This is a genomic window from Lactococcus sp. S47 (genome assembly GCF_016517475.1).
In the GTDB taxonomy this organism is placed as follows: Bacteria; Bacillota; Bacilli; order Lactobacillales; family Streptococcaceae; genus Lactococcus; species Lactococcus lactis.
This window is the reverse complement of record NZ_JACVUB010000006.1, coordinates 44,810-71,235: the sequence shown is the minus strand read 5'-3', so window position 1 is coordinate 71,235 and position 26,426 is coordinate 44,810. Positions and strand designations below refer to the sequence as shown.

At 35.2% G+C, this 26,426-nt stretch carries 22 protein-coding genes, 1 pseudogene and 1 riboswitch; of the genes and pseudogenes, 22 read left to right on the top strand and 1 reads right to left on the bottom strand.

Translation table 11 applies throughout. From position 1 onward, the window contains the following. Positions 1 to 136: 136 nt before the first annotated feature. From metG to IAE52_RS07415, 17 genes and pseudogenes are all read left to right on the top strand, one after another. Positions 137 to 2,158: pseudogene (metG, locus tag IAE52_RS07490) on the top strand (methionine--tRNA ligase); the annotation flags it as partial. Between the two features lie 136 nt (positions 2,159 to 2,294). Next, complete coding sequence (locus IAE52_RS11650; RefSeq protein WP_255531115.1) at positions 2,295 to 2,429, top strand: hypothetical protein; 135 nt, start codon at positions 2,295 to 2,297, stop codon at positions 2,427 to 2,429. Positions 2,430 to 2,674: 245 nt separating this feature from the next. Continuing rightward, entirely contained in the window at positions 2,675 to 2,914 is a 240-nt protein-coding gene (locus tag IAE52_RS07485; RefSeq protein WP_011835550.1) for a DUF2829 domain-containing protein, read from the top strand. A gap of 16 nt (positions 2,915 to 2,930) precedes the next feature. After that, the gene (locus tag IAE52_RS07480) at positions 2,931 to 3,662 is read left to right on the top strand and encodes a 3-oxoacyl-ACP reductase (protein ID WP_109990742.1); all 732 of its coding nucleotides are present in this window, start codon (positions 2,931 to 2,933) and stop codon (positions 3,660 to 3,662) included. Between the two features lie 299 nt (positions 3,663 to 3,961). Further along, a riboswitch (PreQ1 riboswitch) is annotated at positions 3,962 to 4,067 on the top strand. Continuing rightward, the gene (locus IAE52_RS07475) at positions 4,065 to 4,574 is read left to right on the top strand and encodes a QueT transporter family protein (RefSeq protein ID WP_023188848.1); all 510 of its coding nucleotides are present in this window, start codon (positions 4,065 to 4,067) and stop codon (positions 4,572 to 4,574) included. (Overlaps the previous riboswitch by 3 nt.) A 103-nt stretch (positions 4,575 to 4,677) precedes the next feature. Continuing rightward, on the top strand, positions 4,678 to 5,310 hold the full coding sequence (locus tag IAE52_RS07470) for an NAD(P)-dependent oxidoreductase (RefSeq protein WP_058206147.1): 633 nt from the start codon (positions 4,678 to 4,680) through the stop codon (positions 5,308 to 5,310). Between the two features lie 138 nt (positions 5,311 to 5,448). Then, the gene (gene argC, locus IAE52_RS07465) at positions 5,449 to 6,471 is read left to right on the top strand and encodes an N-acetyl-gamma-glutamyl-phosphate reductase (protein ID WP_109990743.1); all 1,023 of its coding nucleotides are present in this window, start codon (positions 5,449 to 5,451) and stop codon (positions 6,469 to 6,471) included. A gap of 11 nt (positions 6,472 to 6,482) precedes the next feature. Then, a complete protein-coding gene (argJ, locus tag IAE52_RS07460) occupies positions 6,483 to 7,673 on the top strand; it encodes a bifunctional glutamate N-acetyltransferase/amino-acid acetyltransferase ArgJ (RefSeq protein WP_109990744.1) in 1,191 nt (396 codons plus the stop codon). Between the two features lie 12 nt (positions 7,674 to 7,685). Continuing rightward, entirely contained in the window at positions 7,686 to 8,819 is a 1,134-nt protein-coding gene (locus tag IAE52_RS07455; protein WP_109990745.1) for an acetylornithine transaminase, read from the top strand. Beyond that, a complete protein-coding gene (argB, locus tag IAE52_RS07450) occupies positions 8,816 to 9,667 on the top strand; it encodes an acetylglutamate kinase (protein WP_011835542.1) in 852 nt (283 codons plus the stop codon). Before IAE52_RS07455 ends, argB begins: the two co-directional genes overlap by 4 nt. A 27-nt stretch (positions 9,668 to 9,694) precedes the next feature. After that, the gene (argF, locus tag IAE52_RS07445; protein WP_058212113.1) at positions 9,695 to 10,696 is read left to right on the top strand and encodes an ornithine carbamoyltransferase; all 1,002 of its coding nucleotides are present in this window, start codon (positions 9,695 to 9,697) and stop codon (positions 10,694 to 10,696) included. A 171-nt stretch (positions 10,697 to 10,867) separates the two neighbouring features. Beyond that, on the top strand, positions 10,868 to 11,563 hold the full coding sequence (gene rnc / locus IAE52_RS07440; RefSeq protein ID WP_010905569.1) for a ribonuclease III: 696 nt from the start codon (positions 10,868 to 10,870) through the stop codon (positions 11,561 to 11,563). Beyond that, positions 11,553 to 15,077 carry a chromosome segregation protein SMC gene (smc, locus tag IAE52_RS07435; RefSeq protein ID WP_058206151.1) on the top strand — a complete coding sequence of 1,175 codons (3,525 nt, stop codon included), beginning with the start codon at positions 11,553 to 11,555 and terminating at the stop codon, positions 15,075 to 15,077. The genes rnc and smc overlap by 11 nt, the downstream gene beginning before the upstream one ends. A 241-nt stretch (positions 15,078 to 15,318) precedes the next feature. After that, complete coding sequence (locus IAE52_RS07430; RefSeq protein ID WP_012897477.1) at positions 15,319 to 17,487, top strand: LTA synthase family protein; 2,169 nt, start codon at positions 15,319 to 15,321, stop codon at positions 17,485 to 17,487. A 90-nt stretch (positions 17,488 to 17,577) separates the two neighbouring features. Beyond that, positions 17,578 to 17,988, top strand: a complete 411-nt coding sequence (locus IAE52_RS07425; RefSeq protein WP_003132556.1) for an EbsA family protein — start codon at positions 17,578 to 17,580, stop codon at positions 17,986 to 17,988. A gap of 90 nt (positions 17,989 to 18,078) precedes the next feature. Further along, the gene (locus IAE52_RS07420; protein ID WP_039114967.1) at positions 18,079 to 19,197 is read left to right on the top strand and encodes a YibE/F family protein; all 1,119 of its coding nucleotides are present in this window, start codon (positions 18,079 to 18,081) and stop codon (positions 19,195 to 19,197) included. Further along, the gene (locus IAE52_RS07415) at positions 19,194 to 19,955 is read left to right on the top strand and encodes a YibE/F family protein (protein ID WP_033900327.1); all 762 of its coding nucleotides are present in this window, start codon (positions 19,194 to 19,196) and stop codon (positions 19,953 to 19,955) included. The genes IAE52_RS07420 and IAE52_RS07415 overlap by 4 nt, the downstream gene beginning before the upstream one ends. Before the next feature lie 49 nt (positions 19,956 to 20,004). On the opposite strand, the gene IAE52_RS07410 is transcribed toward IAE52_RS07415, so the two are convergent. Beyond that, a complete protein-coding gene (locus tag IAE52_RS07410; protein WP_003132560.1) occupies positions 20,005 to 21,345 on the bottom strand; it encodes an amino acid permease in 1,341 nt (446 codons plus the stop codon). A gap of 375 nt (positions 21,346 to 21,720) precedes the next feature. On the opposite strand from IAE52_RS07410, the gene IAE52_RS07405 reads away from it, so the two are divergent. The 5 genes from IAE52_RS07405 to IAE52_RS07385 all read left to right on the top strand — a co-directional run bounded on the left by IAE52_RS07405 (position 21,721) and on the right by IAE52_RS07385 (position 26,410). Continuing rightward, positions 21,721 to 22,530, top strand: a complete 810-nt coding sequence (locus IAE52_RS07405; protein ID WP_011835534.1) for a Cof-type HAD-IIB family hydrolase — start codon at positions 21,721 to 21,723, stop codon at positions 22,528 to 22,530. 9 nt (positions 22,531 to 22,539) lie between these two features. After that, positions 22,540 to 23,091, top strand: a complete 552-nt coding sequence (locus IAE52_RS07400) for a hypothetical protein (RefSeq protein WP_200136744.1) — start codon at positions 22,540 to 22,542, stop codon at positions 23,089 to 23,091. A 45-nt stretch (positions 23,092 to 23,136) separates the two neighbouring features. Further along, on the top strand, positions 23,137 to 24,516 hold the full coding sequence (ftsY, locus tag IAE52_RS07395) for a signal recognition particle-docking protein FtsY (RefSeq protein ID WP_033900321.1): 1,380 nt from the start codon (positions 23,137 to 23,139) through the stop codon (positions 24,514 to 24,516). Positions 24,517 to 24,691: 175 nt separating this feature from the next. Then, the gene (locus IAE52_RS07390) at positions 24,692 to 25,666 is read left to right on the top strand and encodes a ribose-phosphate diphosphokinase (RefSeq protein ID WP_011835531.1); all 975 of its coding nucleotides are present in this window, start codon (positions 24,692 to 24,694) and stop codon (positions 25,664 to 25,666) included. 72 nt (positions 25,667 to 25,738) lie between these two features. Next, a complete protein-coding gene (locus tag IAE52_RS07385) occupies positions 25,739 to 26,410 on the top strand; it encodes a helix-turn-helix domain-containing protein (protein WP_033900317.1) in 672 nt (223 codons plus the stop codon). Positions 26,411 to 26,426: the final 16 nt, after the last annotated feature.

The window sequence follows — 26,426 nt, the reverse complement described above, 5'->3', positions numbered from 1 at the left end:
GCTGTGACTTAAAGAAATTCTTAACTTTTCTATGATAATTATAACAAACTTAATCAGACAATGCGATTTTAGAGGTTTTTTGGTATAATATTTAGATGAGAATCTTCTCAAATATCGAGCCTCATTTGCTCGGAAAGAGGAAAATATGACAGAAAACAAAACTTTTTACATTACAACCCCAATTTATTATCCATCAGGTAAGTTGCATCTTGGTAGTTCTTACACAACTATTGCTTGCGACGTGCTTGCTCGTTACAAACGTTTGATGGGCTTTGATACTTTTTATTTAACAGGGCTTGATGAACACGGAATGAAAATTCAACGAAAAGCCGAAGAATTGGGAATGACTCCTAAAGAATACTTGGACCCAATGGCGGCTGATGTTCAAGAATTATGGAAAAAATTGGATATTTCTTATGATAAATTTATCCGTACTACAGACACTTATCATGAAGAAGCCGTTCAAAAAATCTTTGAAAAATTACTTGAACAAGATGATATTTACTTGGGTAAATATGCGGGTTGGTATTCTGTTTCTGATGAAGAATTTTTCACTGAAACACAATTGGAAGAAGTTTTTAAAGATGAAGCGGGTAATGTGACTGGTGGGATTGCTCCCTCTGGTCATGAAGTGGAATGGGTTGAAGAAGAATCTTATTTCTTCCGTATGGGCAAATATGCAGATTGGCTTCTTGAGTTTTATGAAGCTAACCCTACATTTATTGAGCCGGCAATTCGTAAAAATGAAATGATTAATAATTTCATCAAACCAGGATTGGAAGATTTGGCAGTTTCTCGGACAACTTTCACTTGGGGTATTCCAGTAAAATCAAATCCAAAACATGTGGTTTATGTTTGGTTGGATGCGCTCTTTAACTACGTGACAGCTCTAGGATTTTATGGTGATGACGACTCACTTTATAAAAAATTCTGGCCTGGGGTAAATATGGTCGGAAAAGAAATTGTTCGTTTCCACACGATTTATTGGCCAATTTTCTGTAAAGCATTAGGAATTGAACCACCAAAACAAGTTTTCGCTCATGGATGGCTCTTGATGAAAGACGGAAAAATGTCTAAATCAAAAGGAAATGTTGTTTATCCTGAGATGTTGATTGAACGTTATGGCCTTGATGCGGTTCGTTATTATTTGATGCGTGCGATTTCTTTTGGACAAGATGGAATTTTCACTCCAGAAGACTTTGTTGGACGTATTAATTTTGATTTGGCCAATGATTTGGGGAATTTGTTGAATCGTACTGTTTCAATGATTAACAAATATAATGACGGAAAAATCGAGAATTATGATAGCGTTATTTCAAATCTAGAAAATATAAAAACCGAGTTTGATGACGATTTAAGACAAGTTCAAGATGGTACTATAATTAAATATCGTGCGGCTATGGATACATTTGAATTCAATGTGGCTTTATCTGAAGTTTGGACATTGATTTCAAGAACAAATAAATATATTGATGAAACAGCACCTTGGGTCCTTGCAAAATCAGAAGACGACAAAGCAAAATTGAATAATGTTTTGTATCATTTGGCAGAAAATTTACGGATTGCAGGTGCACTTTTACAACCATTTATGCGTGCAACATCAGGTAAAATCTTTGAGCAATTGGGAATGGATGAAAGATCATTTTCACTTGAAAATCTTTCTTTTGGCTATTCATTTACTCATCCTGTAGTAGCAAAAGGTCAACCTATTTTCCCACGTCTTGATGTGGAAGAAGAGGTTGCTTATATTAAATTACAAATGGCTGGTGGCGTATTGCCAGAAAAAGAGTGGGTCCCTGAAGAAGTTGAATTGAATTTAACTTTACCACAAATTAAATTTGATGATTTTGAAAAAATTGAACTAAAAGTTGCCGAAGTGCTTGAAGTAGAACCTGTTGAAGGTTCTGATAAATTGTTGAGATTTAAATTGGATGCTGGTGATTCTGAACCACGTCAAATCTTGTCAGGAATTGCACAATTCTATCCAAATGAACAAGAATTAGTAGGTAAAAAATTACAAATCGTAGCCAATTTGAAACCACGTAAAATGATGAAAAAATACGTTTCACAAGGAATGATTTTGTCAGCCGAATTTGATGGAAAATTGCGTGTCTTGACCGTTGATGATGATGTTCCTGCTGGTTCATTGATTGGGTAAAATTAATTAGACAATAAAAAATGTGAAAGATTTGTTATCTTTCACGTTTTTTTACGTATAGTATATCAGGAGAGAAAGCTCTTAGTGTTCACTTGGTTTCATGCGCCCTGACAAATTCTAGATGGAGAAGGTGCCTATGAAGACAAAGTGTTTCCTTGGTTATGGAGAGGATTTCGTGCTAGCGGTACTTGGGATGATTATCGAAGTTTTGAACTTCGTAATTAATCTAGTCAGGCTCTGGCTTGAAATTAAAAAAACTAATCGCAATTAGCAATTAGTCCCACCATAACCAAGTTTGAACACGCGGTCTGTTAGAGCAGACCGTTTTTTTCGCGTGTTGCACTTTGTTGAACTTATTATAGCACAAAATTTTAAAGGGAACAAATAGAGTATAATTTTTGAGGACTATTTATTAGTTGAATCTATCGGATAGTTAAAACTGGTTTTCATTTATCAAAAACCTCTCGAACTTTGTTATAATAAATTCAGTATGTTTTAAACAATATGGAGGAAAAAATGACTTTTGAAGAAGCATTAGCTTTACTTAAAGCTGGGAAAAAAGTAGTCAGAACACAAGGCTGGTCTGGTGCCGAAAATTATGTTAAACTCTATGATTCGATTGTTTTAGAATCTGGTGAGAAGTTGGAAGTTACCCCTTATTTCTTGATTAATGTCTCGGGAGAGGGTGAAGGTTTTTCAATGTGGGCCCCAACGCCTTGCGACGTTTTGGCCGATGATTGGGCCTTGGTTGAATAGATAGATAGGCTACAAAATGAAATTTTCTGGGAAAAAAGTGCTAATTACAGGTGCTGCCAGTGGTATTGGCTTGGCTCAAACAAAAGTATTTTTAGCCGAAGGCGCAGAGGTTGTTGCTGTGGACTTACAAGAATTTACTGACGAATCTATCATTAATTCAAAAAAACTGTCAGTAAAAATTCTTGATGTTTCCGATGCTCAATCAGTTGAAAAATTAGCTGACGAAGTGGGAAGTATTGATGTTTTACTCAATACAGCGGGCGTTTTGGATGCTTATAAAACTTTGGAAGAAACTGACTTTGCAGAATGGCAACGAATTTTATCAACGAATCTCAATTCGATGTATTTGATGATTTCAGCATTCTTACCAAAAATGAAAGCTCAAAAATCAGGAGTAATTATCAATATGGCTTCGGTTGCTGGCTTGATTGCCGGTGGTGGTGGCGTCGCTTATACGGCCAGTAAACATGCCATTGTTGGGTTGACAAAACAGTTAGCTTTGGATGAAGCGCAACACGGGATTCAAGTAGCAGCCATCGCTCCAGGTGCCATCAATACACCGATGAATGCGGCTGATTTCACTGAAAATAATGGTCAGATGGCCCAATGGGTAGCTGATGAGACACCAGCTAAACGATGGGCTAGTCCTCGCGAAGTGGCTGATTTGACCCTCTTTTTAGCAAGTCCACAAGCCTCTTATATGTCAGGAGCAATTGTCCCGATTGATGGTGGCTGGACAATCAAATAAAAGATATTGAAAGACTTATCAGCATGTTGGTAAGTCTTTTATTTATTGTGGGAAAGTCTGTATTAACTACAAAAATACTAACAGACTTGTTGATTTTACTGACAAGTTGTTCAATTGCTTGTTTTCTGTGAAAAAATTTCTGTCAGTAGTTTTTTGCCTTTTTGTTGGCAGGATATTTTGATGCTCCTGCTAGAATTTCTATCGAGTACAAAGAATGATTCCTTCGTTAGTGAAAATAATGCCCAAATAATAATTAGATGAAAGCAAATATTTGTCAATCCTTTTCATTTCGCAAAAAATCTGCTAAAATAAAAACGTTGCTCAATAGTGAGTTAACCCTTGAGCCTTCATCCCTTTGCTCAAGCATATTATAGGCGAATTTTGTCGCCAAAGGAGAACCTTTTGAAAAAATCAAAAACTTATGATATTGTTACAATCGCAATTGTTGCGGCCCTGTATGTTATTCTAACGATGACACCAGGTTTGAGCGCAATTTCTTACGGACCTATTCAATTTCGAGTGTCAGAAATGTTGAATTTTACAGCCTTCTTCAATAAAAAATATATTATTGCGGTGACAATTGGTTGTATGATTTCAAACTTTTTATCTTTCACTTGGGTAGATGTGATTGTCGGTGGTTTGTCAACTTTAGTATTCTTAAGTCTTGGTGTCCTTTTGTTTGACCGCTTTAAAAAAGATTATTTTTGGAATGGTCAGTTAAATAAAGCATTTTTCTTTTTTGCAATTTTCTTTTCGATAAGTATGTTCACCATTGCTCTTGAATTAAAATTTGTCGCTGGAACACCATTTTTGCTGACCTGGGGGACATTAGCTCTAGGTGAATTTGCCAGCTTATTTATCGGGGCATTTGTCATGGATAAATTAGGTAAAAGAGTTGATTTGAGTCGTTAAATAAATGAAAAGCAGCTCAGGCTGTTTTTTTTGAACCATTTTTAGAAGTCAGAATTACTTAATTTGTTATAATTAAAATAAATAAGAGATTGGAGAGCTTTTTATGAAAAAAATCGCTGTAATTGCTGCTTCTGGTAAGGCAGGAAGTTTAATCGCTCAAAAAGCATTTGGGCGCGGTCATGAAGTGACTGCCATTGTTAGAAATAAAGCACGATTAAAAGTTGAAGTGACTACTATTCTTGAAAAAGATATTTTTGAATTAACTTCTGAAGACTTAACAGGATTCGATGCAATCGTTTTAGCGCATCGGGCACCGGCAGGTCATGAGGAAGATTATTCAAAAGTAGCCCATGTGATGATAAAACTTCTTGAAAATATAGATAGTCGTTTAATTGTTGTTGGGGGAGCAAGCTCTCTCTATCTTGATGAAAGTCACGAAAAACGCTTGCTTGATGTGACACCAACCGATTTACCTTACTATCCAACTCTTTTAGAAATGGCAAAAGCAAGCTTGATTTATGAAGCTTCAAAACTTAATGTGACCTTCTTCTCTCCTGCAGAATTTTTTGACCCAGAAGGAGCACAAACAAATAATTATACAATTACCGGCGATGTTTTAGAACATAATAAAGCGGGTAAAAGTCGAATTTCATATGCTGATTATGCCGAGGCTGTGCTTAATATGATTGAAGATGGTAGCCATCAACATGAGCATATCGGAATTTATGAAAACTAAAAATTAATGAATTATCAAAGAGAAAGAAATTAATTTCTTTCTCTTTTTTGTTTAAAAAAGTATAATAATACATAAAATTCTTGACAAATAAAAAATAGAGTAGTATAGTGTATAAAAATACATAGAAAGTGTGTAAATATGAAAAAAGTAGCAATTGTCGGAATTAGAGGTTATAGCGGCTTAGAACTGTTCCGAATTTTCTATTATCATCCAGAAGTAGAAGTAACAAAAATATATGCAACAAGTCATTATGGAGAAAAATTATCAGAGTGCTTTCCGCAACTTGAAGGCTTGACTGACTTGACTATCAGTGAATTTAATGAAGAAGAAATTATGGCAGAATGTGATGCAGTTTTCTTTGCAACCTCAGCGGGTGTTAGTCAAAAATTAGCTTTAACTTTTATTGATAATAATTTTCCTGTCATTGATTTATCAGGAGATTTTCGATTAGCTGATTTAGAAATATACAATAAATGGTATAAAAATACAGATTTAAAAAATGAATATTTATTAAGTGCTCAATATAATCTGGCAGACATTGGTCAAGCAAAAGCAAACTATATCGCGAATCCAGGTTGCTATGCAACAGCCACACTACTTACACTTTATCCGTTAGTTAAAAATAAGATGATTGATTTAGACTCAATTATTGTGGATGCCAAGTCAGGACTTTCGGGAGCCGGAAAAGGTCTGTCTGACGCGAGCCATTTTGTGAATGTTGTCGATAATATGTCCATGTATAAAATCAATAGTCATCAACATATTCCAGAAATTGCTCAACAATTGAAGATTTGGAATTCAAATTTTCAAGCCTTGCAATTTTCAACTTCTTTAATTCCTGTGAGTCGAGGGATTTTTGTTAGTAGCTATGCAAAAGTTGCAGCTGATTTTGATTTTGAAACGATAAAAAATGCTTATGAACAGGTCTATGCGACAAAAAACTTTGTCAGAATTCGACGACAAATGCCCCAACTCTCAGATGTGATTGGGACCAATTTTTGCGATATTGGATTAGCTTATAATCCAGTGACAAATGTTTTGTCAGTTGTTTCGGTGATTGACAATCTTATGAAAGGTGCTGCCGGACAAGCAGTACAAAATTTTAATCAGTTATTTGGCTACGATGAAAGTTTAGGCTTGAAATTTATGCCAAGTCTTTAGAAGAGGAAGAAATGAAAGAAATAAAAGGGACAATTGCAAGTCCAAAGGGATTTTTGGCAGATGCTGTTCATGCACAATTAAAATATAAAAACTTAGATTTAGGGTTAATACTAAGTCAAGTTCCAGCTGGGATTGCTGGCGTTTTTACAACCAATAAGGTTTGTGCAGCGCCAGTATTGATTGATCGTCAAATTGTCAAAAATGGACAAGCACAGGCCATTATTTGTAATTCGGCGGTTGCCAATGCAGTAACAGGCGAGCAGGGTTATGCAAATGCTTTAAAAACACAAAAATTGCTTGCTGAAAAATTTGAACTCAAAGCTGAGGAAGTGGCAGTTTGCTCAACAGGGGTCATTGGAGTACAGCTTCCGATGGAAAAAATTGCCACAGGGATTTCAAAGTTATCCCAAAATGAAGGGACAGCAGCATATTTTGCCAAAGCCATTTTAACAACAGATACCAAAACTAAAACAATTAACTTTGAAGCTGAAATTGGGGGTCAAATCGTGAATATGGCCGGGGTTTGTAAGGGGTCAGGGATGATTCATCCAAACATGGCAACCATGCTTGCTTTTATTACAACGGATGCAAAAATTGCCCAATCTTTACTGCAAAAAACGTTATCAGAAATTATTGAAACGACATTTAATCAGATTACAGTGGATGGAGATACTTCAACGAACGATACTGTTTTGTTGATGGCAAATGGCCAAGCTAAAAATAATGAAATTTTAGAAGGAAGTTCAGACTATCTTTTGTTTAAAGAAATGCTGGCAAAGGTTTGTCAGTCCTTAGCCAAACAAATCGCCGCTGATGGTGAAGGTGCAACTAAACTGATTGAAGTGACCGTCAAAGGAGCGCCAAATAATTTAGCAGCGCGATTTATTGCCAAAAAAATTGTGGGTTCAAGTTTAGTTAAAACGGCAATTTTTGGTGCAGACCCTAACTGGGGGCGGATTATTTCGTCAATTGGTCAGGTGGCTAATTTTGAAGTTTCTGATATTGAATTAAAACTCCAAGATGAACTTGTGCTTTATCATTCAACACCAGTTGACTTTGATGCAGCTTTTCTTTCTGAGAAATTAAAAAAAGATAAAATTGAAATTATTGCTGACTTGAATGCTGGAAGTGGCTTGGGTCAGGCTTGGGGCTGTGATTTGACTTATAAATATGTCGAAATTAATGCTTTATATACAAGTTAAGAAGGAGAAAAAATGACAAATTTATTTGAAAATTATGGTCGCCTACCATTTAGCTTAATCAAAGGAGAAGATCAATATTTATTTGATGACAGGGGAAATAAGTATTTAGATTTCACAAGTGGGATTGGGGTCATGAATTTAGGATATAGTTTTGAAAAGGGAAAAGTGGCGGTGAAAGCTCAATTAGACAGCCTGTCTCATCTTTCAAATCTTTATCAAAATCCTTTGCAAGAAGAAGTGGCTGAAAAGTTAAGTCAAAATCATTCTTTTAAAGCTTTTTTTTGTAATTCTGGGACTGAAGCTAATGAAGCAGCTTTAAAATTAACTCATCTCATCAAAAAAGATCAGAAAATTTTGGCGTTTACAGATGGTTTTCATGGTCGTACTTTTGGTGCTATGAGTGCAACCATGCAAGAAAAAATCCAAGCAGGATTTTCGCCTTTATTACCAAATTTTGTGGCTAGTCCTTTTAATGATGTGGTAGCACTTGAGCAAATTCTTGAAAAAGAACAAATTGGCGCGATTATTTTTGAAATTATTCAGGGTGAGGGTGGCGTTTTACCAATTTCTCCAGATTTTGTTGAAGCTCTAAAAACTTGTCAGCAAAAAGGAATTTTACTGATTATTGATGAAGTTCAAACTGGAATTGGTCGAACTGGAAAATTATTTGCTTTTGAACATTTTGATTTTGAGCCGGATATTTTTACTTTGGCAAAAGCATTGGCGAATGGGATTCCTACAGGTGCGATGCTCGCTAAGAATAAATATGCCAGTTATTTTTCAGCAGGAAAGCATGGCTCAACATTTGGTGGGAATCCTTTAGCCATGGCTTCGGCTAATGAAGTTTTAAAAGAAATTGACAGTGAGTTTTTAGAAAAAGTGACTGTCAAAGGCATTTTTTTCTTAAAATTACTGACAGAAAAGCTGTCAGTAAAAGCGACGGTTAAGTCCATCAGAGGTTTGGGATTGATGATTGGAATTCAATTAACTGACGAGAAAAAAGTTCCAGAAGTTCTTGCTTTACTGCGTGAAAATGGTCTCTTAGCCTTGTCAGCTGGTCATGATGTCATTCGCTTACTCCCACCGCTTGTCATGACGAAAGAAGAACTGCAAAAAGGAGCAGAGCTATTGGAGAAAATTTTATGAGAGATTCACAAAACACAGCTCAGACTTTGACCGAAAGTCTCAAATATTTTCTGAAATATCGTGACCAAACGGTTGTCATTAAATATGGTGGGAATGCGATGATTGATGAAAAAGTGAAAGAAAGTATTCTAAAAGATATTTTATTACTTAAAACGGTGGGAATTAAAGTAGTTTTGGTTCATGGCGGTGGACCTGCGATTGGTGAATTACTTGAAAAATATGAGCAAAAAAGCCAATTTGTTCAAGGTTTGCGCGTGACAGATAAGAAAACAGCTCAATTAGCACTGACAGCTTTAGCTGGAAAAGTAAATAAAAGTTTGGTTCAAGATATCATTCGTTTAGGTGGCAATGCGATTGGCGTTTCAGGAATTGATGGTAAATTGATAGAAGCCAAACCTATTTCTGAAGATTTAGGCTATGTTGGAGAAATTACAGCGATTCATCCGGAAATCATTGAGCGTATCAATCAAACGGATGCTGTTCCCGTCATTGCTTCGGCCGGCATTGGTCTTGATGGTGAAATTTATAATGTTAATGCTGATACCGCAGCCAGTCGAATTGCCGGTGCATTGAGTGCTGAACAATTTATTTTATTAAGCGATGTTCGTGGCTTATATGGCAATTTTCCTGACGAGGAGTCATTTATTGATGAAATCAATCTGACCAATCTAGAAAAGTTAGTCAAAGAGAAAAAAATTACTGACGGAATGATTCCAAAGATTGAAGCCATTAAATATGCCATGTTTGAAGGATTGGGTCAGGCTGTTTTATTAGATGGCCGTGTTCCGCACGCCTTGTTATTGGAATTATTTACTGACAAAGGGCAAGGGACAATGATAAATCATTGATAATTTAAGCAAATAAGAGGAGAGAGAATGTTTCAAGGAAGAAGTTTTTTAAAAGAAATAGATTTTAGTAAAGATGAATTGTTATATCTGATTGATTTTGCAATTCATCTTAAAAAGTTAAAAAAAGAACATATTCAACATAAATATTTATTAGATAAAAATATTGCCCTTATTTTTGAAAAAACCTCTACAAGAACAAGAGCAGCTTTTACAACAGCTGCTGTAGATTTGGGAGCGCATCCTGAATTTTTAGGGCCAAATGATATTCAGTTGGGCAAAAAAGAATCTATTTCAGATACGGCGAAAGTTTTGGGTTCAATGTTTGATGGCATTGAGTTTCGTGGGTTTAAGCAAAGTGATGTGGAAATTCTCGCCAAAGATTCAGGTAGACCCGTTTGGAATGGATTGACTGATGATTGGCATCCGACACAGATGCTGGCAGATTTTATGACAATCAAGGAGCATTTTGGCCATTTACAAGATTTAACCCTCGCTTATGTTGGTGATGGACGAAATAATGTGGCAAATTCTCTATTAGTGACTGGAGCAATTTTAGGCGTAAATATCACAATTATTTCGCCCGAGTCCTTGCAACCCGCTTTAGAAATACAAAAACTGGCACGTAAATATGCCATGAAAAGTCGCTGTAAAATAAGTATCCGAACAGATTTAAATGGACTTGAAAATGCTGATATTGTTTATACTGATGTTTGGGTCAGTATGGGTGAGGAAGCTCAAACAGCCAAGCGAATTAAATTATTGAAATCCTATCAAATTAATCAAAAAGTTGTTGAAAAAATTATTAATAAAAACTTTATTTTTATGCATTGTTTACCCAGCTTTCATGATTTAAACACGGAAGTGATGAAAGAAATTAAGGAAAATTATAACCTTAATGAATTAGAGGTTACTGATGAAGTTTTTAATTCAAAGAATTCGGTCGTTTTTGAACAAGCTGAAAATCGAATGCATACCATAAAAGCAGTCATGGCGGCTACTTTAGGGGATTTATTTATTCCTAAAATATAAAAAAGAGAAAAAACGTTAATTAAGGGGGAATAGCCCAGATTTAATGTTTTTTCTCTTTTTTATGGCGCAAAAGTCCCGTTCCACAGGGAAAGGCATACAAAAAACGTTTTTTTTGGTATAATAAGGGATAAAACTAAAAATTAAGAGAAGTTTTAAGTGAAGGAGATTTTTATGCTCAAGCTTCAAAAAAAATTAAAAAATGATTACGGATTAGTCTTCAATGATGAAGATTTATTAAAAACAGCTTTTACACACTCTTCATTTACAAATGAAGAACGGCTCCCAAAGATTGCAAACAATGAACGTTTGGAATTTTTGGGAGACGTTGCCCTATCTTTGGTTATTTCTGATTATCTTTATCGGACTTATCCTGAGAAATTAGAGGGAGAACTTTCCAAAATGCGCTCAAGCATTGTTCGGACAGAATCACTTGCTAATTTTTCACGCTCATGCGGTTTTGGTGAGTTCTTGCGATTAGGTCATGGTGAAGAAAAAATGGGCGGTCGTGACCGCGAAACAACACTAGAGAACCTTTTTGAGGCTTTTTTAGGTGCGCTTTTTATTGACCAAGGAATGGATGAAGTTCGTAAATTTATCCAACATGTAGTCATTCCTCACGTTAAAAATGATGATTATGTTAAAGTGATTGACTATAAAACAGAACTTCAAGAAGTGTTACAAATTGGTGGAGAAACAACGATTAGCTACAAGATTCTGAAAGAAGAAGGGCCAGCTCATGACCGTTCCTTTGTGGCCGCGGTTTTTAACAATGGTAAAGAACTCGGACGAGGGCTTGGAAAATCTAAAAAAGTTGCAGAACAAAAAGCAGCAGAAAATGCAATAAAAGGGCAAAACCATGTATCTTAAAAAAATGGAAATTGTCGGCTTCAAATCTTTTGCCGATAAGACTAAAGTTGAATTTGATAAAGGGATAACCGCAGTTGTCGGTCCAAATGGTTCTGGGAAATCAAATATTGTTGAAGCATTGCGCTGGGTTTTGGGCGAGCAATCGGCTAAAGCACTTCGTGGTGGAAAAATGCCCGATGTTATTTTTGCTGGAACTGAAAAAAGACGTGCTCTTAATTATGCTGAGGTTATTGCTCATTTTGACAACTCTGATCATTACCTGCAAGGACAAGATGAGAATGAAGAAGTTGTTATTACCCGACGTTTATATCGAAATGGTGATTCCGAATTTTTGATGAATGGTCGTAAATGTCGTTTGCGTGATATTCATGATTTATTCACAGATACTGGGCTTGGTCGTGACTCTTTATCGATTATTTCCCAAGGACGAATTGAATCTGTTTTTAATTCTAAACCGGAAGAAAGACGTGCCATTTTTGAAGAAGCAGCAGGTGTTTTAAAATACAAAAATCGACGGAATGAAACTGAATCAAAATTAAATTCAACCCAAGATAATCTTGACCGTTTAGAAGATATCATTTTTGAATTAAATAGTCAGCTCGTGCCCTTACAATCGCAAAGAGATACTGCACTCCGTTTTCAAGAACTAGAAGCAGAACGTTCAGACTTGTCACTTTCTGTACTGGTTGGTCAGTTGGAATCTAAAAAAGCCAAATATGATCAAACAGAACTTGATTTGGCGCAAGTGGCACAGGAATTAGCGAGTTTATCAACTCGTAAAAAAGTTTACGATGAGCAAGTCAGTCAATTACGTACAGAACGCCAAAAAGTAGAAGCCGAGCAAGAAAAATTGCAAGCTGACCAACTTAATTTTTCTAATCTAAAATCAGATTTAACAAGAAAAATCGAATTATTTGATGTTCAAAAAGATTCATCAGAGAAATCAGCTGCGGAACGCGAAGAACGTTTAGAAAACTTAAAAAGTCGTTTAGAAATCACTCAACAAAATTTGACAGAAGTTCAAAAAAAATCAGAACTTTTACTGACAGAAAAAAATGACTTAGATAAATTACTGACAGAGCTGTCAGCAGATTTAGCGACCTTATCTGAATCACCAGAAGTGGTCATGGAACGGTTACGTGATGAATTTGTTCAATTAGTTGAAGAAGAAGCCCAAATCTCAAATGAAATCGTTAGAAATAAAGCTGAAATTACAGATTTGAGCCGTAGACAATCTGAACAGGATGAGTCTGTCAGAGAAAATTTGACTAAATTTGAAAAAATCAGTCAAGATTTATCTGAAGCACAGGAAAATTTAAATACTGTTAAAAAAGAAATCGAGACCCTTTTAGCGAAATTTGAAGAAGGAAATCAAGCAGAGAAAAAACAGGCAGAATTAGAACGTTTAGCCCAAAATAAAATGTATGATTATCTGCAAGAACTTAACCAACATAAGGCCCGTTTGACTTCCTTGCAAAACATCCGTGAGAGTCATAGTAATTTATTTGCTGGTGTCCGTGCCGTGATGCAAAATGCTGCACAAATTGGTGGCGTGATTGGGGTTGTTTCTGATTTATTGACCTTCGATCCTAAATATACAACAGCCATTGATATTGCTCTAGGTGGCGGGAGCCAAAATGTAGTCACAGAAGACGAAAATGCGGCTAAAAGAGCAATTGCTTTTCTACGTGAAAAAAGATTAGGACGGGCGACTTTTCTACCGTTGACAACGATTAAAGGACGAGACTTTAATGGTTTAAATCGTATTCAAAATATGACAGGATTTGTTGATTTAGCAATCAATCTTGTAAGCTTTGAAAGTCGGTTGCATAAGGCGATGAGCTCACTTTTAGGAACAACGGTGATTGTTGATTCTGGAGAAAATGCAACTGCTATCGCTCGAGCAATGAATTATAATGTTCGGATTGTTACGCTTGACGGAACACAGATTAACCCTGGTGGTTCTTATGCAGGGGGAGCTGGGAAACGTAATTCAACAACTTTTACTTCTGTTGAAATAAGTAATTTAGAAAAACAAATTAAGTCATCAGAAGAGCAGTTAAAAATTTCAGAAAAAGAAGTTCAAAAAGCCCAAAGTGCTCGTCAAGAATTGCTAAAAGAAATTGAACTTTTGAAAACTCAAGGGGAAGAAAAACGTTTTGTTGAACAATCTTTGAATTTGAAAATTGAACAATTAACAGAACAAAAAGTTGCGCTAGAACAATTAACTAATCTGTCAGCAAATCAAGAAGCAACAGGTAATTTGCTTGAATTAACTAAAGAAAATGAACATAAAGTAGAAGTTCTTGCAAAAATTACAGAGCGAAAAGCTGAAATTGAAAAGCAACTTGAAGAAGTTAAAACGAATAGTCAAGCGCATAAAGCCTTGCAATCAGAGAAAACAAGTGCTTTAAATCAGGCTCAACTTCGTCAATCAGAAGTGGCCAGTGAATTGAAATTCACCAAAGCAGATGAAAAACGTTTACTGACAGACTTGTCAGCCTTGACAGAAGAAAAAAATCAACTGACAGCACTTTTAAACCCTGTCCAATTTGATGAAACAGAAAGAAATAATTTCTCAAAACAACTGACAGAAGTAGAAGAACGCTTGAGTCAAATTAATGTCCGAATGGTTAGTTTAAAATTTGAACGTGAAGATTTAGCAGCTCAAATGGAAGATTTAGAACATCACAATCAAGATTTTATCCAGCAAACACAAGAACTTAACACGAAAAAAACGCGTTATGAAATGCAATTGGAACAAATCGAAGGACAATTGATGACACTTCAAGAAACGTTGAATAGTGAACATCAAATCAGTTTTGAAGAGGCGCAAGCCACTGCAAAAATAGTGGATGATTTAGCGGAGGCTGAGCAAAAACTCAAAAATCTAGAACGTCAAATCAAGGCATTAGGACCAATTAACTTGGATGCCATTGCTCAATTTGATGAAGTCAATGAACGCTTTACTTTCCTTTCAAGTCAAAAAGATGATTTATTAGAAGCTAAAAATCTTTTATTGAGTACAATCGATGACATGAATGATGAAGTTAAAATTCGGTTTAAAACAAGTTTTGATGCGATTCGTGAAAGTTTCAAAACGACCTTTGCTCAAATGTTTGTTGGTGGGCTTGCTGATTTAGAATTAACAAGCGACAACCTTTTAGAAGCTGGGGTTGAAATTAAAGTACAACCGCCAGGTAAAAAATTATCAAGTTTAAATTTGATGAGTGGTGGAGAAAAAGCGCTGACAGCTTTAGCTTTAATTTTTGCAATCTTAAGAGTACGAACAGTACCTTTCGTGGTTCTTGATGAGGTTGAAGCGGCACTTGATGAAGCCAATGTTAAACGTTTTGGTGATTACATGAATCACTTTGATAATAGTAATCAATTTATTGTTGTAACACACCGTCGTGGAACTATGGCGGCAGCAGGTTCAATGTATGGCGTTACAATGGCTGATGCTGGGGTTTCTAAGATGATTTCGGTGAAACTTGATTCGGCTATTAATTGAAATTTAAGATAGTTTTAATCTATAAATGCTACACTATAAATTGATTTTTGAAGGACTGCCTAATTTATGGCTTGGTATATGATTTGCCTAAAAATAAGGAAAGTCGTATAATTTAAGCAACAAAAACATGAATTTAAAAAATTTCATTAATTAAAAAAATAATGAAATTGGCGTTTTTCGTATTCATTAATAAGTTTTATATTAATGAATTGACTGCAGTTTTTCTTTAAATTAAGGAAGAATGAGTATATTTTCTGGGGATAATAAATTGAAAAAATTACTATCTGCTTTCAACACACGTGTTGGTTTGCTTAGTTTTATTGTATTTTTTGTATGGGTAAAATCGATGATTGCCTACTTTGGAGTTTTTAATCTTCGCGGAGTTGGTCCAGCGGAATTATTGCTGATGATTATTAACCCAATTGGTTTTACAGCTATTTGTTTTGCTGTTTTACTCTTTATTAGAAGAACTTCGCTTTTCTATTTAGCGACACTGGTCTTAACGATAGCTGCAAACTTTTTGCTCTATCTTAATATTCTCTATTATCGAGAATTCACCGATTTCATCACGATTGATACGATGACTGGTGGGGCCGGAATGTTCCAACATGGTTTTGATTTTGGTTCGGTGCCTGTTCATTTGATGGACTGGGTTTATTGGATTGACCTTGTAGTCATTATTGTTTTATTGATTGCTAAAAAAATGAAATTCGACCAACGACCGGTTGGTGCGAAAAGAGCATTTACTTATCTTTCAATGGGCTTGGCTTTGTTTGGTTTGAATTTCTGGTTTGGAGATTTTAATAAACACCAATTGATTTTGCGTAAGGCCCAATCAGATAAAACTTATATTGTTCGATATCTTGGCTTAGGCCCATGGATGTTAACAGACGGTTATTATACGAATTTAGCAAATACGCAACGGAAAGATGCCAGCAAAGAAAGCTTGCAAGAAATTCAAAAATACATTGCTTCAAATCGTTATTTAGCACCGAACTTGAAAATGTATGGAATTGCTAAAAACCGCAATGTTATTGAGATTCATTTGGAATCTTTCCAACAAGCATTGATTGATTTGAAAATTAAAGGAACAGACGGAAAAGAACATGTAGTTACGCCTTTCCTAAATTCAATCTATCATTCAAATTCGACTTACTCATTCAGTAATTTCTTCAATCAGGTTGGACAAGGAAAAACTTCTGATGCCGAAAATCTATTGGAAACATCAACATTTGGTTTACCAGCTGGCTCACTTTTTGCCAAATATGGTTCAACCCAAACTTTCCAAGCAATGCCGGCTATCTTGAATCAAACCGATGGTTATAGTTCAGCTGTGGTTCATGGGAACGTTGGTGCTTTCTATAATCGATTGAATACATACAAACAAATGGGTTACCAAAACTTCTTTGACCAAAGTTTCTTTGATAATTCCGCATCAAATATGAGTCCTTGGGGAATTAAAGATAAATTACTCTTCCGTGATTCTGTACCATTGCTTGAACAAATGCAACAACCTTTCTATGTTAAGTATTTGACGGTTACAAATCACTTAACATATACAATGGATGATGAAGACAAAGATCCGAACTTTGCAACTGTTGATTCAGGGAATAAATTAGTTGACGGTTACTTTGAAACGGCTCATTACTTAGACCAAGCAGTTCAACAATTTTATGATTATTTGAAGAAATCTGGCTTATACGATAAATCAATTATTGTGTTATATGGTGACCACTACGGAATTTCTGGTAGTGATAATAAGGCATTTGCGCCTTATGTTGGCTATAATGCTGATACTTTCAATAGTTACGATAGTACAATGTTACAAAGAACACCATTCATGGTAGATATTCCTGGACAAACAAATGGTCATATTATCAATACTTATGTTGGTCAACTTGATGTTATGCCAACGCTTGAGCATTTACTTGGGATTGATACGAAAAAATATGTACAGTTTGGTCAAGATATGTTTGCTTCTGGTCGTCAAGATTTTGTTGCTCTAAGAAATGGTGGATTTGTTACTCCAACCATTACTCAACCAAGTTTGAATGGAAACTATTATGATACTCAAACGGGCTTGCAGATTGAAAAACTTAATGCTCAGCAAGAACAATATGTTAAAGAAACCAAGCAAAAAGTTTCTGATCTCTTAAAAGCATCTGATAAATTAAATAATCAAAATCTCCTCAGGTTCTATACGCCAGAAGGCTTTAAAGCTGTTGACCCTAAAGATTACAACTATACGGTCAAGGCAACCGAGAAGAGATTGAAGAAAGAAAATGAAGATTTAGCAGCTAGATCAAATAGTTTACTTAGTCAAAATCAAGGAAAATCAACTTTACCAGATTATTCGGTTGAAATTCCAGAAGTTGAAAAAGGACAAGATTCACCAAAGGTGAAAGATTAATAAAAATAAGATAAGTTACTGACAGAAAGCTTCAAAATGAGTTAATCTCATTTTAAGGCTGGTCAGCACTTTATATTAAGAGAGGAACCAATGAAAACAGGATATTTTCTGCCAGTGTCACTTAATCATCGATTAGTTTTGCTCTGGGGCATCATCATTTTAAGCTTTGAGCGAACACTTTTTTATGAATTTAATAAAGAAGGCAACTGGTTTTTGACTATTTTGGCGATTGTTTCATATATTATCTTTATCACTTTGATTTGGCCACACCGTTTCTTCATTGCTGATGACGAGCTTCACTTTACAACTTTCCCCCGAGTGCGAATGAAAACAATTGAATTGAAATATATCACAGCCGTAAAAACAACAAAATTTGGTTTTGGATTTTCTTATGCTGGCAAACGTTATCAATTCTTCACTTTTGGAAAGTCTAAAGAAGCTTTAGCAACTTTGCATGATACGATAGAACATTCTGATAAAGTCAGTGATTTAAAAGCCTAATAAAAAAGACGGCAGTTTTGTCGTCTTTTGATTTGTCATAAAAAAATATGACTAAAATTCATTATTTTAGTCGATGAAAAAAGGAAAGTTATGAATATAAAATGGATATTCAAGAAAATGCTACTTCCCATAATCTTTGCTATTGTTGCATTTTTTCTTGTGAGTCATGACCAATTTTTGTACGAGGCGCCAGTTGGCAAAATTACGGTTGCCAAAATGATAAGTAGTCACGAAGTGAGTGATGATTTTCAAAATAAAGACCGTCAAGTCACGCAAGAATTGTCAATAAAAGTCCTCAATGCAAAAGGAGCAGAGCCTGGGAATTTAAATTTAAAAAACACAACAACTCTCTCTCAAACAACAGGACAAATTTATCGTGTTGGTCAGCAAGTAATTTTAAAGAAAATATCGGGAAATTATCAAATTGTGACCTTAAAAAGGGATGCACTAATTGTTGGACTACTCGTTTTATTTATTGGTTTTGTCATTAGTTTTGAACGATTTAGGGCTTCAATTTTTCTTTTCTTATCTCTGGTCTTAAACCTTCTTTACTTTGTGATTGTCATCGCCCTTAACGTTGAATTTAATCCGCCTGTCATTTTGCTATTTGGGATTCTGTCAGTAATTTTTGCAGCTTCCTCCCTTTTATTTGTCTTGGGACCGACAAAACAGATGCTCTATACTTTTATAACTACCGTATTAACCACTGCTTTAACTTTTTCAATTGTTTTATTCGTTCTAAAAATGACAGGGAATTCGGGTATTCATTTTGAATATTTGGACTATGTCACCCAAAATCCATCAGAGTTTTTCTTTGTTGGGACAATGATTTCAGTTTTAGGGGCAATCATGGATGGTACAGGTGATATTGTTGCAGGGCTTTTTGGTATGGCTAGACAAAATAAATTGAACAAAATAAATATGGTCAGAAAAGATTACATTAAATCAGGAATTTCAATTGGGCAAGAGCTCATTGGAACTTTGACAAATGTTTTGTTCATGATTTTCATGGCGGAAACTTTGCCGATGACGCTTTTATTATTGAGAAATGGAAATTCTTGGTCTTATATTGCAACGGTTGGTCTTAATCTTGGGTTATTACAAACAATTATTTCGGCCATTGGAATCGTGTTAGCTGTGCCAATTACCGCTGTTTTCACAAGTTTTGCTTTGACTAGAAGTCATCAAGGAAAGGAGAGTTCTTTATGAATGCACTCTTGATCCTATTAATTTTACTGATTGTATTGATGCTTATCGTTGCCAAAAAAGATGGCTTACGAAATTTAATTGGTTTGACCTTTAATTTTATTGCTATTTTTGTGTTAATTACTTTAATTTCTTGGGGATTTAATGCAATAGCAGTTCTGATAGTTCTGTCAGTAATTATTTTGGCAATAGCTATCTTTATGTCTGCTGATGAAAGTGAAGTCACGTTGATTGCTTTTAAAACGAGTATCATTGTTGTTTTATCTTTGCTCATTCTTGCTTTAATCATTCAACATTTTGGTCAATTTCAGGGATTTGCTACAGAAGATGTTGATGAATTGGAAAATCTGTCATTAAATGTGGGGCTTAATTTTTCAAATGTAGCCATTGTAGTCATGGTTATTTCCATGCTTGGAGCGGTAGCAGAATCAGCGATGGCTTTAGCAGCTAGCCTTTCGGAAGTTGTTGAGCAGGACGAAAACATGAGTCTTGACCAATTTAAAAATCAAAGAGAAATTATATCTCAACAAATTTTGGGAACGGCTGTCAATACCCTCTTTTTTGGAGTTTTGGGGGCAACTGTCGGTCTAATTCTCTGGTTTGTACGTTTAAACTATCGCTTGGCGGATATTTTTAATTCAAAATTACTGATGGCCGAAGTTGCCACCATGCTTTTAGGAATGTTAGGAATTCTATTTGCAATTTGGCTTTCTGGTTATTTTGTTCAAAAATCTTTTGAGCAAAAAAATACTGACAGATAATTCTGTCAGTAAAAACAAAAAGACTTGATTAATTATCAAGTCTTTTTTATTAGTTTAAATTACTGACAGAATCATTCTTTTTTCGATAACTGATAAAGATGATGAAATAAAGAATTGCTGTGAAGACAGTCACACCAATTGGATTAGTAAATAAAATACCAATCAGAATGAGAAAGAGAGCAATCAGTGCTAAGAGACTCATCGTTCTACCGGATAATGATTTTGTTTTAAGAGAGAGACCAAAACCAGCGAGACTAATTAAAATCCAAACGGCTAAAACAGTGTAAGAAAGGGAACCAGCCAAGTAATTAAACAAACGATCACCGACAAAATAAGAAAGAACAACACCGATATAAAGTGTACCTGAACAGAAAATGACTGCTCTTTGAGGAACGTGATGTTTATTTAAATGAGCCATTCTTTGAGCCATTTTACCTTGACGATTTTTTAAACGGAAATACAAAAGGCGAGATGAAGCATAGATTCCAGAATTAATTGATGAGAAGAGGGCAAGAATGATAATCAAGTTGACAATATCGCCAGCAAAAGGAATATGCATTTTATTAAAGACCATCACAAAAGGGCTCATTGAAGAAGTAGCCAACGTTTGCCAATTATAAATTACAAGAAGTAAGAACATCGGAATAATATAAAATGAAATAATTCGACCGATTACACCGCGGATGGCTTTAGGAATGGCTCTTTTAGGATCTTCTGTTTCACTAACTGTAATAGCAATTAATTCAGAACCACCATATGAATAGATAACAATTAGTAAAGAATTAATGACCCCTTTAAAGCCATGAGGAGCAAAGCCACCATGAGCGGTCATTCCAGAGAAAGTAGTCACTAGATTAGTATCAAAAATTTGTTTTGCCACAAGAAAAACACCAAAAATAATCAACAAAATAACAACACTAATTTTAATAAATGCCAACCAGTATTCTGTCTCAGCAAAGAGAGCAACTGAGAATAAGTTAATAAGGGAAGTTAAAAGGGCAATAATCAAGACAAAAACCCAAGTGGGAACATTAGCAAACCAGAGTTGCAAAAAACTTGCAGCAGCAACAGCCTCAGCAATGATATTAATCATCCACATTGACCAATAAACCCAGTCCGTAAAATCAGCCGTATGATTACCCAGATAAGGCTGAACAAGTCCGGACAAGCCGTGTGGATCTTTTGAACTTAGAACAAGCTTTTCTAAACTCTTCATTACAAAATAAAGAACGATTCCTCCGATAAAATAAGCGATTAAGACAGAGGGACCAGCGGCAGCAATGGCTGATGAGCTTCCTTTGAAAAGACCAGCACCAATTGCTCCACCAAGAGCAATCATAGTAATATGGCGTGCGGCCATTTTTTTCTTTAAGGATTGATTAGTTTCCAACGATAATTCCTAGCTTTCTAAATCAATAAGCAGAGACGTCTCTCTTTTATTGACTAATAAATTGATAATAAAACATTAAAAAAGACGTCCTGAGGACGTCTCTTCGTCCTCGTTAATGACAAACGTCAAAGAGGACTCACACATTTAGCTTAAATTAGCTAGTGTGAGCCCTCCTTCAACAACAAGTTAAGAGAAGCTTGTAAATAAGTCATTTATTGGACCTCGTTTTTTTAATTATTCTAAGTGTAATCAAAAGATTTAGATTTGTCAAACATTTTTATGAATAATCTAAAAATATTAGTAAATGTTTAATTCTCAATCTGACTTTAGTGAGCATTATTGAACCTGACTGATACAGTGTGCTATAATTAAACAATGAATAAAGAAATTAAACTCATTGCCCTAGATTTGGATGGGACCTTACTCAACTCTTCAAAAGAAATTTCAAAAGAAAATCGTCTGGCTATTAATGCAGCAAGACAAAAAGGGGTCCATGTTGTTTTAACAACGGGGCGTCCTTTGATTGCAATTCAACCCTTTCTCAAAACGTTAGAAATGCTTGATTTTGAAGATTTTTCAATTACCTTTAATGGTGGTCTGGTCCAAAGAAATACGGGTCAAATCTTATCTAAAAAAAGTTTTTCACATGATGAAATTTTAGAAATTAAAGAATTGACTTCAAATCTTGGCATTCCTTGCGATGTTTTGAGTGAAGAAAAAGTTTATATGACGAAAAGTAAAATTGACTCGCAATATGACACTTTAAATAAGCTTTTAACTTTTATCAAAGTTGATTTTGATCAAGTTCCACTTGATGTGGTTTATAATAAGATTGTTTCTTGTACAGAAAAAGAATTGTTGGACGCTAGTCTTGATAAAATTCCTGAATCTTATTTTGACCAATTTGAGATTTTTAAAACTCAAGCGAAGCTTTTAGAGTTTATGCCAAAAGGAATTAATAAAGCTTATGGTTTGACACAATTGATTAATCAGTTAAACTTAAAACCAGAAAATGTAATGGCCATGGGAGATGAAGCAAACGATTTATCAATGATTTCTTGGGCAGGATATGGTGTTGCTATGGCAAATGCTGTCCCAGCAGTTAAAGAAGAAGCAAGAATTATTTCTGATTTAACTAATGACCAACACGCTGTTGCTCATATTATTGAAAAATATGTACTCTAAGGACTAATAATGAAAGATGAAGTTCAACTAAAAAAGTATTTGCCGAGTTTAATTTTTGCGATTATTTTACCAGTTATTGCCTATTTGTTTTTAAAAATGCTTGGGAATTCAGACACTTTAGCTTTAGGAATTGCAACAGCCTTTCCAGTTGTTCATATGCTCTGGTCTTTAATTAGAAAAAAAGAGTTAAATCCTGTTTCTTTAGTGGCAATTATTGGTTTTTTAATTTCACTCTTAGCTGTTTATCTGACGCATGGAAATAATCTTGCTTTCAAGCTCTGGCGCCCGATTTTAACGGCTGCTATTGGAACGATTTTTTTACTGTCAGTCCTTCTAAATCGACCGCTTTTAGAGCTTGCTAGCGAGGGTGAAAATCACAGAAAAATGTTAATAATGACTCTTTTTATGGGCTTGGTTTTTATTTTTCATGCTTTGTCAGTCATTTTATTAGCCTTTTTTGTAGAGACCACGGCTTTCGTTTTGCTTTCAAAGGTAATCGATTTTTCAGCCGTTGGTGTCCTTATTTTAGGGCTTGCATTTTTAAGAAAAAAATTAAATTAAAATCTTTCATTATATGAATGAACTTTATCATCAAAAGGAGAAAAAATGGGACTTTTTGACCGACTCTTCGGAAAGAAGAAACAAGAGGAAACTAATCATGATGTGCCTGTCAGTGAAAATCAATCTAGTGAAATCACTGAAGCAGTCAAGAATGAAAAAGAAAATGAAACTGCTAAACGGCCTGAGGTAACTGAAAAGCCAGTAAAAGTAGAAAAAGTTACTGACGAGTCTGTCAGTAAAATGATCGATGTTGAGCCAGAAATTACGGATGAACCTGTCAGTGAAAATGAACCTATTATTTCTGAAAAGGTTGAAGTAGAAGTTACTGACGAAAAAATTGTTAAACCAGAAAATGATGAAAAATTAGAAAAAATTACTGACGAAAAAGTAATCTCTGAAACTACAGAAGTGACTGAGAAAAAAGTTACTGACGAAGATGAGGAAGAAGAGATTGTCATTGATATTGATGCTCTGGCTAATATTTTCACTCAATCACGTGAGGAAACTGAGAAAAAATATGAACAGTCATTAACTTTAACTCGTAAGACTTTTTCTGACGGCTTTAATGAACTTTTTGCTAACTTCCGGACAGTTGATGAAGAATTCTTTGAAGAACTTGAAGAAACTTTAATTATGTCAGATGTCGGTGTGGATTTGGCAATGGAAGTGACTGAAGAATTGCGCAAGGAAGCAAAATTAGTTAATGCTAAATCAACAGATGACTTGCGTCAATTGATTATTGAAAAAATTGTTGATAAGTTTGACGGTGAAAAATTACCGACAAAATTGGATATCCAAACGGATGGATTAAGTGTTTTCCTTTTTGTTGGGGTAAATGGTGTTGGTAAAACAACGACCATTGGTAAATTAGCTGCTCGTTATAAAAATGAAGGCAAAAAAGTACTCTTAGCAGCTGCGGATACTTTCCGGGCAGGTGCTATTGACCAATTAGTTGAATGGGGAAATCGTTCAGGCGTTGAAGTAGTCACAAAACCAGCTGGTTCAGATCCAGCGGCAGTCGTTTTTGACGCTCTCGCAAAAGCTAAAGCTGAAAATTATGATATTTTACTTGTGGATACTGCAGGACGTTTGCAAAATAAAGATAATTTGATGAAAGAGCTGGAAAAAATTGGTAAAGTGATTAAACGAGAAATTCCAGATGCTCCGCATGAAACGATTTTGGCACTTGATGCAACAACAGGCCAAAATGCCATTCAACAAGCCAAAGAATTTTCAGCAGTTACTCCAATTACAGGAATTGCTCTGACTAAACTTGACGGTTCGGCAAAAGGTGGGATTGTCTTGTCAATCGTTCAAAGTCTTAAACTTCCAGTTAAATTGATTGGTTTAGGTGAAAAGCTTAATGATTTACAAGATTTTGATGAAGAATTTTTCGTCAGAGGGCTTTTCAAAGAGCTTTTATAAAATATAAAATAAGAAGTAAAAAAGTTTTGTTCAGTTTGGGCAATGCTTTTTAACTTGTCAACGGTTCCATTAAAATAAAGCCGATGAGCGTTTGAAAAAATTGAGAATTTAATGTAAAATAGAATTACATAAAATAGAACTGCTATGTTCTGTAGGAATTAAAGAAAGGCTCTTCATGTCGTATTCAAATTTGAAGTTGTTTTCGCTCTCTTCTAACCACGAATTAGCCCAAAAAGTGGCTAAAGAAATTGGAATTGAGCTTGGAAAAGTAAGTGTTGGTGCACATTCGGATGGCGAAACTGTCGTTCATATTGACGAATCAGTTCGTGGTGATCATGTGTTTATCCTTCAATCAACAAGTGACCCTGTCAATGATAACTTGATGGAACTCTTGATTATGATGGATGCATTGCGTCGTGCCTCTGCTGCATCAATTAACATTGTCTTACCTTACTATGGTTATGCTCGTCAAGACCGTAAAGCTCGTGCTCGTGAACCAATCACATCAAAACTCGTAGCAAACATGCTTCAAATTGCTGGTGCCGACCGTTTAATTACTTTCGACCTTCACGCACCACAAATTCAAGGATTCTTCAACATTCCAGTTGACCACCTTATGGGTTCACCATTGATTGCTGAATATTTCCGTCGTCAATTGGTTTCTGCTGGTGATGATATCGTTGTCGTTTCGCCTGACCATGGTGGAGTAGGACGTGCGCGCAAGTTAGCAAACTTCTTGAAAGCACCACTTGCTATCATTGATAAACGTCGTCCTCGTGCCAATGTGGCAGAAATTATGAATATCATCGGTGATGTTCAAGGGAAAAAATGTATCTTGATTGATGACATGATTGATACGGCTGGAACAATTACTTTAGCGGCCAATGCCCTTAAAGAACTTGGTGCAACAGAAGTCTACGCTTCATGTACTCATGCCGTACTTTCAGGACCAGCTATCGAGAGAATTAATAATTCAGCGATTACTAAACTCGTTGTTTTGGATACTATTGAAATGCCAGAAGAACGTCAAAGTGAAAAAATTGTTCAACTTTCAATTGCTCACTTGCTTGCTGATGCGATTATTCGTATTCACGAACGCCGTCCATTGTCACCACTCTTTGAATTACATCTTCCTTCAGAACAAATCTAAACTAGTAATTGTTGGAATTCAAAGTGGATTTAGGATAAGACTTCAAGCGACCAGAGGTCGCTTTTTTAAAAAATGGAACTAGAAAAAATTAGAAAACTTTACGAGAAAGTTGACCCCAGTCAACTGACAGAGCGAGAAAAGTTACTGACAGAATTGATTTTTACTGACAGAAAATTGAAGACTGATAAACTTCCTAATGGCCGCTATCGTATTTTACAATTTTCAGGAAATAATTTTGAAGAATTGGAAAATACTTTAAAGCTACTTTTACCTGATTTTGTAAAAAGCATTGGGGAAGAAAAAATTGTGATAGAAGCATTTTCAACTGATAGTCCCACAAACTCAGAACTTTTTGATATTTTTCAAACCCTTTCGCAAGATATGGGTGAAGAGGTGACGGCTTATGTTGGCCGTTTTGTCGAGAAAAATAAACTCTCTGAAGCATACTCTGAAGAATACAAAATTTTTGAAAGTCAGCAAACTTTTAGTGAATACATTTTATCAGAAAGTCTAAATCTATCAGAAAATAGAATTTTACAAGAAATCCGTAAAGAATTATTAGAAAATCCTGAAGACCAAAAACTAGTTGAAGCAATGTATAAAGCAAGTAGCAATCAAACGAAAGCAGCAAAAATACTTTATGTTCATCGAAATACGCTGATTAATAAAATCAAAAAATATGAGCAAAAATATGGCTTACAACTTTCGGGAAGTGACCTAACTCTCGCTTATAATTTATTATAAAAGACAATTTATATTA

What these genes read in the sequence shown, in the direction of transcription:
- IAE52_RS11650 (WP_255531115.1), top strand. Translation starts at nt 2,295, where the DNA reads ATGAAGACAAAGTGTTTCCTTGGTTATGGAGAGGATTTCGTGCTAGCG.
- IAE52_RS07485 (WP_011835550.1), top strand. Translation starts at nt 2,675, where the DNA reads ATGACTTTTGAAGAAGCATTAGCTTTACTTAAAGCTGGGAAAAAAGTA.
- IAE52_RS07480 (WP_109990742.1), top strand. Translation starts at nt 2,931, where the DNA reads ATGAAATTTTCTGGGAAAAAAGTGCTAATTACAGGTGCTGCCAGTGGT.
- IAE52_RS07470 (WP_058206147.1), top strand. Translation starts at nt 4,678, where the DNA reads ATGAAAAAAATCGCTGTAATTGCTGCTTCTGGTAAGGCAGGAAGTTTA.
- argC (WP_109990743.1), top strand. Translation starts at nt 5,449, where the DNA reads ATGAAAAAAGTAGCAATTGTCGGAATTAGAGGTTATAGCGGCTTAGAA.
- argJ (WP_109990744.1), top strand. Translation starts at nt 6,483, where the DNA reads ATGAAAGAAATAAAAGGGACAATTGCAAGTCCAAAGGGATTTTTGGCA.
- IAE52_RS07455 (WP_109990745.1), top strand. Translation starts at nt 7,686, where the DNA reads ATGACAAATTTATTTGAAAATTATGGTCGCCTACCATTTAGCTTAATC.
- argB (WP_011835542.1), top strand. Translation starts at nt 8,816, where the DNA reads ATGAGAGATTCACAAAACACAGCTCAGACTTTGACCGAAAGTCTCAAA.
- argF (WP_058212113.1), top strand. Translation starts at nt 9,695, where the DNA reads ATGTTTCAAGGAAGAAGTTTTTTAAAAGAAATAGATTTTAGTAAAGAT.
- rnc (WP_010905569.1), top strand. Translation starts at nt 10,868, where the DNA reads ATGCTCAAGCTTCAAAAAAAATTAAAAAATGATTACGGATTAGTCTTC.
- smc (WP_058206151.1), top strand. Translation starts at nt 11,553, where the DNA reads ATGTATCTTAAAAAAATGGAAATTGTCGGCTTCAAATCTTTTGCCGAT.
- IAE52_RS07430 (WP_012897477.1), top strand. Translation starts at nt 15,319, where the DNA reads ATGAGTATATTTTCTGGGGATAATAAATTGAAAAAATTACTATCTGCT.
- IAE52_RS07425 (WP_003132556.1), top strand. Translation starts at nt 17,578, where the DNA reads ATGAAAACAGGATATTTTCTGCCAGTGTCACTTAATCATCGATTAGTT.
- IAE52_RS07420 (WP_039114967.1), top strand. Translation starts at nt 18,079, where the DNA reads ATGAATATAAAATGGATATTCAAGAAAATGCTACTTCCCATAATCTTT.
- IAE52_RS07415 (WP_033900327.1), top strand. Translation starts at nt 19,194, where the DNA reads ATGAATGCACTCTTGATCCTATTAATTTTACTGATTGTATTGATGCTT.
- IAE52_RS07405 (WP_011835534.1), top strand. Translation starts at nt 21,721, where the DNA reads ATGAATAAAGAAATTAAACTCATTGCCCTAGATTTGGATGGGACCTTA.
- IAE52_RS07400 (WP_200136744.1), top strand. Translation starts at nt 22,540, where the DNA reads ATGAAAGATGAAGTTCAACTAAAAAAGTATTTGCCGAGTTTAATTTTT.
- ftsY (WP_033900321.1), top strand. Translation starts at nt 23,137, where the DNA reads ATGGGACTTTTTGACCGACTCTTCGGAAAGAAGAAACAAGAGGAAACT.
- IAE52_RS07390 (WP_011835531.1), top strand. Translation starts at nt 24,692, where the DNA reads ATGTCGTATTCAAATTTGAAGTTGTTTTCGCTCTCTTCTAACCACGAA.
- IAE52_RS07385 (WP_033900317.1), top strand. Translation starts at nt 25,739, where the DNA reads ATGGAACTAGAAAAAATTAGAAAACTTTACGAGAAAGTTGACCCCAGT.